The 260-nt window shown below is 34.6% G+C and carries 1 protein-coding gene; it reads right to left on the reverse strand.

All coding sequences use genetic code 11. The annotated features are described in order from the left end of the window. Positions 1-260 (reverse strand): PASTA domain-containing protein (locus SB658_RS25075; protein WP_410603124.1); only part of this gene is annotated, 260 nt, incomplete at both ends.

The following is a 260-nucleotide window of genomic DNA, read 5'->3' on the forward strand; positions in this document are numbered from 1 at the left end:
TGAATTACAAATTCTAAAGAAATAGTTGCCGACTCTGAAATTGTTCTAGTTTCAATTGGTCTATCCATTTTTTGTTGCATATCTTCTTTATAAATTTCTATTGTTTGCGGTTTTTTCTCACCAATTATAGAAGACTCATACGGAATAGAAATATTATCCACTTTCACTGTTTTCGTTACTTTCGGCTTAGGCCCCTCTGAGATGATAATCGTCACTTTATCTCCTTCTTTTAACGGCGTTCCTGGTTTTGGAGATTGCGA

Origin of the sequence: Bacillus sp. SIMBA_008, from assembly GCF_046535495.1 — a bacterium.
GTDB classification, from domain to species: domain Bacteria; phylum Bacillota; class Bacilli; order Bacillales; family Bacillaceae; genus Bacillus; species Bacillus subtilis.